6 protein-coding genes are annotated in these 7,172 nt (G+C 72.8%); 3 read left to right on the top strand and 3 right to left on the bottom strand.

Going from position 1 to position 7,172, the window contains the following annotated elements; all coding sequences use genetic code 11:
• The coding region (locus tag IE212_RS25260) for a phosphoglucose isomerase-related protein (RefSeq protein ID WP_506005134.1) at positions 1–197 on the top strand (197 nt) is incomplete at its 5' end.
• A gap of 44 nt (positions 198–241) precedes the next feature.
• Here IE212_RS25260 and IE212_RS25255 read toward each other — a convergent pair.
• From IE212_RS25255 to IE212_RS25245, 3 genes are read right to left on the bottom strand one after another with little or no spacing between them, the layout of a single operon-like run.
• A complete protein-coding gene (locus IE212_RS25255; protein ID WP_190200233.1) occupies positions 242–2,647 on the bottom strand; it encodes an ABC transporter permease in 2,406 nt (801 codons plus the stop codon).
• A 51-nt stretch (positions 2,648–2,698) separates the two neighbouring features.
• Positions 2,699–3,454: an ABC transporter ATP-binding protein gene (locus tag IE212_RS25250; RefSeq protein WP_229864578.1), complete on the bottom strand. Its 756-nt coding sequence runs from the start codon at positions 3,452–3,454 to the stop codon at positions 2,699–2,701.
• Positions 3,451–3,966, bottom strand: a complete 516-nt coding sequence (locus tag IE212_RS25245; RefSeq protein ID WP_190200232.1) for a PadR family transcriptional regulator — start codon at positions 3,964–3,966, stop codon at positions 3,451–3,453. The genes IE212_RS25250 and IE212_RS25245 overlap by 4 nt, the downstream gene beginning before the upstream one ends.
• 122 nt (positions 3,967–4,088) lie before the next feature.
• Between IE212_RS25245 and IE212_RS25240 the strand changes: the two genes are divergently transcribed.
• Positions 4,089–5,360 (top strand): ABC transporter substrate-binding protein, encoded by a 1,272-nt coding sequence (locus tag IE212_RS25240; protein ID WP_190200231.1) that lies wholly within the window; start codon positions 4,089–4,091, stop codon positions 5,358–5,360.
• 140 nt (positions 5,361–5,500) lie between these two features.
• A complete protein-coding gene (locus tag IE212_RS25235; protein ID WP_190200230.1) occupies positions 5,501–7,159 on the top strand; it encodes a glycoside hydrolase family 13 protein in 1,659 nt (552 codons plus the stop codon).
• The last annotated feature ends 13 nt before the right edge of the window (positions 7,160–7,172 follow it).

Raw genomic sequence — 7,172 nt, 5'->3', positions numbered from 1 at the left:
CCCTCTACGAGCACAAGGTGTTCGTGCAGGGCGCGGTGTGGAACATCGACTCCTTCGACCAGTGGGGCGTCGAGCTCGGCAAGGTGCTCGCCAAGCGCGTCGAGCCCGCCCTGACCGAGGGCGCCGAGGTCGAGGGTCTGGACGCCTCCACGAAGGCCCTCGTCGCCGCGTACCGGGAGCTGCGCGGCCGGCAGTGACGACCGCCAGGTGGTAGACGGGCGGTGGCCTGGACTCGTCGAGGTCAGGCCACCGCGCTGAGCGTGTCCGCCAGTCGCCGCCGTGCCGCCCGGGCCGCGGGCACGGCGGCGAGCGCCGCCGCGCAGAGCACCGCCGCCGCTCCGAGCAGCAGCATGAGCAGGGCGGAGGGGCCCTGCGCGATTCCCGCGCCGACGCCGCTCCCTCTGCCCTGGGCGTCGATCAGCCAGTGGGCGAGGGGCAGGCCCAGGGCGGCGGCGGCGAGGACGGCGGCCAGCGCCGTACAGCCGGTGGCCGTCATCGTGATCGCCGTGATCTGCCGGGGGGACAGGCCGATGGCCTTCAGCGCCAGCAGGTCCCGCTCGCTCTCCCGGACGGTGCCGCCGATCGCGGTCAGCAACTCGATGAGCCCGATGAGAGCGAGGACGGCGATCAGCCCGGCGACGACGGCGCGCAGCGGGGAGAGCCCGTCGGCCGGGTTGGTCACGGTGTGCACGTCCAGATGGCCGCACCCGGCCGTGGCCACCCGGTCGGCCACCTCCCGGGGCTCGGCGCCGGGAGTCAGGCGCAGTTCGTACAGGGCCGGGCGGAGCCCGGGGTCGTTCGCGCGCAGGGTGTCCAGGGACGTGGAGATGACCCGCCCCGCGTTCTCCGGCTCGATGCTGCGGCCCACGATGTGCAGGACCTGGGGCTGGTCCCGCACGGTCACCCGCACCCAGTCGCCGACGCGCACGTCCAGCAGGTCGAGCAGCCCCTGCCCCGCCACGGCCTCGTCGGCACCACGGGCGGGGCGGCCCTCGGCGAGGGTGTACGGGTAGGGGTTCTGGCGGGTGCCGAGGCCGCGCAGGGCGAAGGTCGCCGTCTGGCCGGGAACCAGGGCGGCCGTCTCGACACCGGGGTAGGCGGCGGCCACCCCCGGGTCGCGCTCCAGCAGCGCACGGGTCTGCCGCTCGTTCAGGCCCGCGTCGGCGCGGACGCTGAGCGCGGTCGGCAGACCGACCTGCTCGGGCTCGCTGTGGAAGCGGTCGATGGTGGTCCAGGCGCTCATCGCCACGACGATCAGCAGCAGCGGCAGCGTGAGACGGGCGACGGTGGCCAGCGAACGGGGGCGGCGGGTGAACGCCTTGTGCCAGCCCAGTACCAGCGCGGGCGGGATCCGCCCGCCGAGCGCGCGGCGGGCCGGTCCGGAGAGCCGGCCGGTCCGGGGAGCCGCGGGCGGCAGCCTGAGGATCCGGCGCAGCCCGCTCACCGGCCGCCCGTCCGGTGAACTCGTCGCGGGCCGCCGTCCGAGGATCCGGCCGGTCGTCCCTGACCACCGCCCGGCCGGCGCCGCGGCGGGCCTCTGCACCGGGACCGGCGGCACCCGTCCGGCCCGCCAGGCGGCGAGCCCCGTGGTCGCGCCGATGAACAGCACGGCGCCGACCGGTATCGCGACCAGTGCCAGGGTGTGACCGGGCAGTCCCTGCCACAAGCCGACCGCGTCCCCCAGCCGCCCGGGGATCCGGCTGCCCAGAAGCTCCGCCAGCGCGGCGGCGGCGACGGCGCCCAGCAGGGCGTAGGCCAGGTGCTGCAGCAGGAAGACGCGGACCACCTGGCCGGGTGTGAAGCCGATCGCCTTCAGTACGGACAGATCGCGCAGGTGACCGCGGATACGGGTGCCGATCGCCCCGTGCACGGCGAGCCCGGCGGCGACCAGCGCGCCCAGCCCGAACAGGCCCAGCACCTGGCCGAGGAGCCGGTTGTCGCCCTGCGCCTCGGCCCGTGCCTGCTGCCAGGTGGAGACCTCGCCGATCGCCCCGGCGCCCAGCACGGTCACGGCGCGCTGGACGAGGTAGGAGGTGTCGGCGGGGTCGGTCAGCCGCAGCCCGATCACCTGGCCGCCCGGGTCCGGCACGGCCGACGGCAGCGCCCACACCAGGCCCGGCTGCTCACCGGGCCGATAGCGCGGCTCGGCGCTGTCGGCCAGGCCCACCACGGTCAGCTCCCGGGCGGTACCGGGCACGGTGAGGGTGTCGCCGGGCTCGGCCAGCAGCGCCCGGGCGAAACGGCTCTCCAGGACCACACCGTTCGGGGTGGCGGGGTCCAGCCAGTGCCCGGAGACGATCGGCGGCCGGCCGACCGAGGGCCGTTCCGCGGTGCCGCGCAGCTCCGCGGAGGCGCGGTTGCCGCGCGAGGCGACGGTGAGGGAGGCGGTGGGGTAAGGGCCGGCGACGGAGTCCACACCGTCCAGCCCGGCCAGCTCGCCGGTGTCGGTCGCGGTGTCGGTGTGCAGCCACACGTGCGCGCCGTGCGACTGCGTGAACACCCGCTGCCAGGGGTTGGTGGCGTACCCGAACAGGGACGAGGCCAGCAGCAGTGAGGCGACGATGCCCGCCGTGGCGAGGACCAGGAACAGCGCCTCGCCGCGGTGCGTGCGCAGATCGGAGTGCGCCCAGCGCAGGGGGGCTCGCACGGCCCTCAGCCCCTCGGCCCGCGGCGGACGCGGTGGTCGTACACCGGCATGTCAGTCCTTGAGTTCCAGCACACCGGAAATGCCGGGCCGGCGCGGGGGTGTGCCGCCGTCGAGCGCCGCGTCGTCGGCGATCCGGCCGTCGAAGAAGCTGATCACCCGGTCCGCGGCGCTCGCCAGGCGGGCGTCGTGAGTGACCAGGAGGATCGTCTGGCCCCGCTGGTGGAAGCGGGACAGCAGCCGCATCACCTCACGGGTGCCCTTGCTGTCCAGGCTGCCCGCCGGTTCGTCGGCGAGCAGCAGCGGGGGATGGTTGACCAGGGCCCGGGCGAGGGCGACCCGCTGCTGCTCACCGCCGGACAGCTCGCCCGGCATGCTGCGCTCCTTGCCCGTCAGGCCCAGCTCAGCCAGCAGCTGCTCACGCTCGGCCCGCGCCTGCTTCGGCGCGGCGCCGGCCAGCAGGGCGGGCAGTTCCACGTTGTCGGCGACGGACAGGTTGGACACGAGGTTGAAGAACTGGAAGACGATCCCGATGCGCTTCCTGCGCTCCACCGCCCAGCGGGCCTCGCTGTAGCGGTCCGTGCACTCCCCGTCGAGCCAGATGCTGCCCGCGTCCGGCCGCTGGAGCCCGCCGAGCAGATGCAGCAGCGTCGACTTGCCGGCGCCGGACGGGCCGGTGATCGCCACGAACTCGCCGGGCCGTACGCACAGGTCGACCCCGCGCACGGCGTGGGCGGGCGCGCCTTCGCCGTGGTGCGTCTTCACCAGCCCCTCGGCGCGCAGCACAGGAGTGGGGCGCTCGTCGCTCACTCCAGCTCCTCCAGCTCTTCCTGACACCGTTCCAGCCAGTCGAGGTCGGCCTGCAGGTGCAGCATCGCGCCCTCGATCAGCAGGTGGGCGATGCGGTTGTCGCGGTCTTCGGCGGCGGCCAGCCTGGACAGCTGCCGCATGGTGTTCAGATACTGGCGCCGCTGCCGGTTGATCAGCGAGATCTGGTCGGCGAGCCCGGTCTGCGGAGCGAGCGCCAGCTTCATGAAGAACTCGTCCCGGACCCGCGGCTCGTCCTCGGGATCCTCGAACCAGACGCGCAGCGCCTCCCGCCCGGCTTCGGTGAGGTGGTAGACCTTCTTGTTGGGCCGGCTGGACTGCGTCACGTCCTCGCCCTCGATCAGTCCCGACTTCTCGAGGCGGCCGAGGGTCACATAGATCTGGCCGACGTTCGGCTGAGGGTACGCGGAGCCCAGCAGTTGCTCAAGGTCCTGCTTGAGCTCGTAGCCGTGGGCGGGTCCGCGGGCGAGGAGTGCCAGGAGGGGCAGGCGCACGCGTGCAGTCCTCCTGTCCGGTCCAATGTGCTCCAGGCCCTAGTATCGCCCATACCTAACAGGTATACATGGCCTCGGATTCCGGGCAAGGGTGCCCGTCGCCGGTGTACAGGGAGGAACCTATGCGGTGGATCCATGCCGCGGGTAGGGGCCTTCTCGTTCTCGTCGTGCTGCTGACCGGCTATGTCGCAGCAGGCGCACAGGCCGGTGAGCCTACGGGATCCGGCCGCGGCCCGCTCACGCTCGCCACCGCCGGGGACCTCACCGGTTACCTCGGACCCCTGCTGGAGGGCTGGAACCGCACCCATCCCGGCGAGAGGGTCACCCTGGTCGAGCTGCCCGACTCGGCCGACGAGACCCAGGCGCAGATGGCCACCGACCTGCGCGACGGCGACCGCAGCCGGTTCGACGTGCTCAACATCGACGTCAACTGGACCCCGGAGTTCGCCGCGGCGGGCTGGATCCGGCCCCTGCCCCCTGACCGCTTCCCGCTGAAGACCTTCCTCCCCCCGGTCGTGGACACGGCGACCTACGACGGGCAGCTCTACGCCGTCCCGTACGTCACCAACGCCGGCCTGCTCCTCTACCGCAAGGACGTCCTCGCGAAGGAGGGCGTCCGGCCGCCGCGCACCTGGGCGGAGCTGGAGCGGTACGCGAAGACCATTGCCCCGAAGTACCGCCTCGACGGCTACGCGGGGCAGTTCCTGCCGTACGAGGGCCTCACCGTCAACGCGGCCGAGGCCGTCTACTCGGCGGGCGGCTCGATCCTCGGCGACGAGGGCGAGCGCGTCACCGTCGACTCGGCGGCGGCCCGCGAGGGCCTCGGGTTCCTCGCGCGCGGAGTACGTGAGGGCTGGATCCCGGAAGAGGCCCTGACGTACAAGGAGGAGGAGTCCAAGCAGGCCTTCCAGGACGGCCGGCTGCTCTTCCTGCGGAACTGGCCGTACGCCTACGTCGGCGCCTCGGCCCCGGGCTCCGCGGTCGCCGGGAAGGTCGGCGCCGTACCGCTGCCGGGGCCGGACGGGCCGGGGACGAGTGTCCTCGGCGGCTCCAACCTCGCCGTCAGCACCCATACCCGGCACCCCGACTCGGCCGCCCGCCTGATCGCGTACCTCACCAGCGAGGGCGTCCAGCGCCAGGTCCTCACCCGCGGCGCACTGCCGCCGGTACGCGCCGATCTCTACCGGGACCCGGCCCTGATCCGCAGGTTCCCGTACCTGCCGACCCTGCGCGAGAGCGTGATCGCGGCCGAGCCGCGCCCCAAGAGCCCGCGCTACGACCAGGTCAGCCTGGTGGTGCAGGCGGTCGTGCACGACGCCATGGCCGGGCGGGAGACGCCCGAGGCGGCGGTGCGGCGTCTGGCGCGGGAACTCGCCGCGATCTCCCAGCGATAACTCCCCTAGTTACTTGTTAGGTAACGCGGACGTCTCATCTCGATGCGAGATGACCCATTAAGTCCGTATTTCGGCAGCCAACTGGCCAGTGGCCTCTGTGTTTTTCATTGACACCCTCTCGACACGCCTACTTAACATGCATGCATAACCGCTGCCCTCCTCAGAGACAGGTCGATGGGTTGAACAGGCACCACTGGTGGCGTGACGCAGTGATCTATCAGGTGTACGTCCGCAGCTTCCTCGACAGCACCGGTGACGGCATCGGCGATCTCGCCGGCGTCCGGGCCGGACTGCCGTACCTCAAGAAGCTCGGCGTCGACGGGATCTGGCTGAGCCCCTTCTATCCCTCGCCGCAGCACGACCACGGCTACGACGTGGCCGACTACTGCGACGTCGACCCGCTCTTCGGCGACCTCGACGAGTTCGACCGGCTGGTGGGGGCCGCGCGGCGGCTGGGCATCAAGGTGCTGCTCGACATCGTCCCGAACCACTGCTCCAGCGAGCACCCCTGGTTCCGCGAGGCGCTCGCCGCCCCCGCCGGCAGCCCGGCCCGGGCCCGCTTCCACTTCGCCGACGGCCGCGGCCCGGACGGCGCCGAGCCGCCCAACAACTGGCACGCCATGTTCGGCGGCCCGGCGTGGAGCCGGGTGACCGAGCCGGACGGCACGCCCGGCCAGTGGTACCTGCACATGTTCACACCCGAGCAGCCCGACTGGAACTGGCGCGAACCGGAGGTCGCCGCCGAGTTCGACCGGGTGCTGCGCTTCTGGCTCGACCGGGGGGTCGACGGCTTCCGCATCGACGTCGCCGCCGGGCTCTACAAGCACCCCGAGCTGCCCGACTCCGACGACCCGGAGGCCGACGCCCGCACCCGCGACTCGGTCAACCCGCTCGCCTGGAACCAGCCCGAGGTGCACGACGTGTGGCGCCGTTGGCGCTCCATATGCGAGGAGTACACCGAGCGCGACGGCCTCGACCGCTTGCTCGTCGGCGAGGTCTCCGTCCCGACCGCCCGCGAGCACGCCCGGTACGTCCGCCCCGACGAACTGCACCAGGCCTTCTTCTTCGACCTGCTCAGCGCCTCCTGGGACGCCGACGCCTTCCGGAAGGTCATCTCCGAGGCCATGCAGGACATCGCCGGGACCGGCTCGACGGTCACCTGGGTCCTCAACAACCACGACCAGGTCCGCACCGTCACCCGCTACGGCGAACCCGCCACCGAGGGCAGCGGACTCGGCGCCGCCCGGGCCCGCGCAGCCGCTCTGCTGATGCTGGCGCTGCCCGGCGCCGCCTACATCTACCAGGGCGAGGAGCTCGGCCTGCCCGAGGTCGTGGACCTGCCCGACGACGTGCTCACCGACCCGATCTTCCGCCGCACCGGCAGCAGGGCCCGCATCCGCGACGGCTGCCGGGTGCCGCTGCCCTGGTCGGGACAGGCCTCGCCGTTCGGCTTCACCCCCGGCACGGAGAGCGCCAAACCATGGCTGCCGCAGCCGGAGTACTTCGCCGAGTACGCCACCGACCGGGCCCTCGCCGACACCCGGTCCTTCTGGCACCTCTACCGCGACGGCCTCCAGCTTCGCTCCCAGCTCCCGCAGCTGGGCGAGGGCACACTGCGCTGGCTGGACGCCCCGCCCGGCGTCCTGGCCTTCGAACGCGGTGACGACCTGGTGTGTGCCGTCAACTTCGGTACGGCCCCCACCCCCGCGCCGGTCTCCGGCACCCCGTTGCTCGCCAGCGGCCCCTGCCCGCCCGGAGTGCTCTCCGGCTCGACGGCCGCCTGGTGGATCCGTTCCTGAACTCCCCGCAAGT

Source organism: Streptomyces djakartensis (genome assembly GCF_014651075.1).
In the GTDB taxonomy this organism is placed as follows: Bacteria; Actinomycetota; Actinomycetes; order Streptomycetales; family Streptomycetaceae; genus Streptomyces; species Streptomyces djakartensis.
The sequence above is the reverse complement of the archived record's forward strand: the minus strand, read 5'-3'. Positions and strand labels throughout refer to the sequence as shown.

Coding starts and splice junctions, on each gene's coding strand:
- IE212_RS25240 (WP_190200231.1), top strand. CDS start 4,089: ATGCGGTGGATCCATGCCGCGGGTAGGGGCCTTCTCGTTCTCGTCGTG.
- IE212_RS25235 (WP_190200230.1), top strand. CDS start 5,501: ATGCATAACCGCTGCCCTCCTCAGAGACAGGTCGATGGGTTGAACAGG.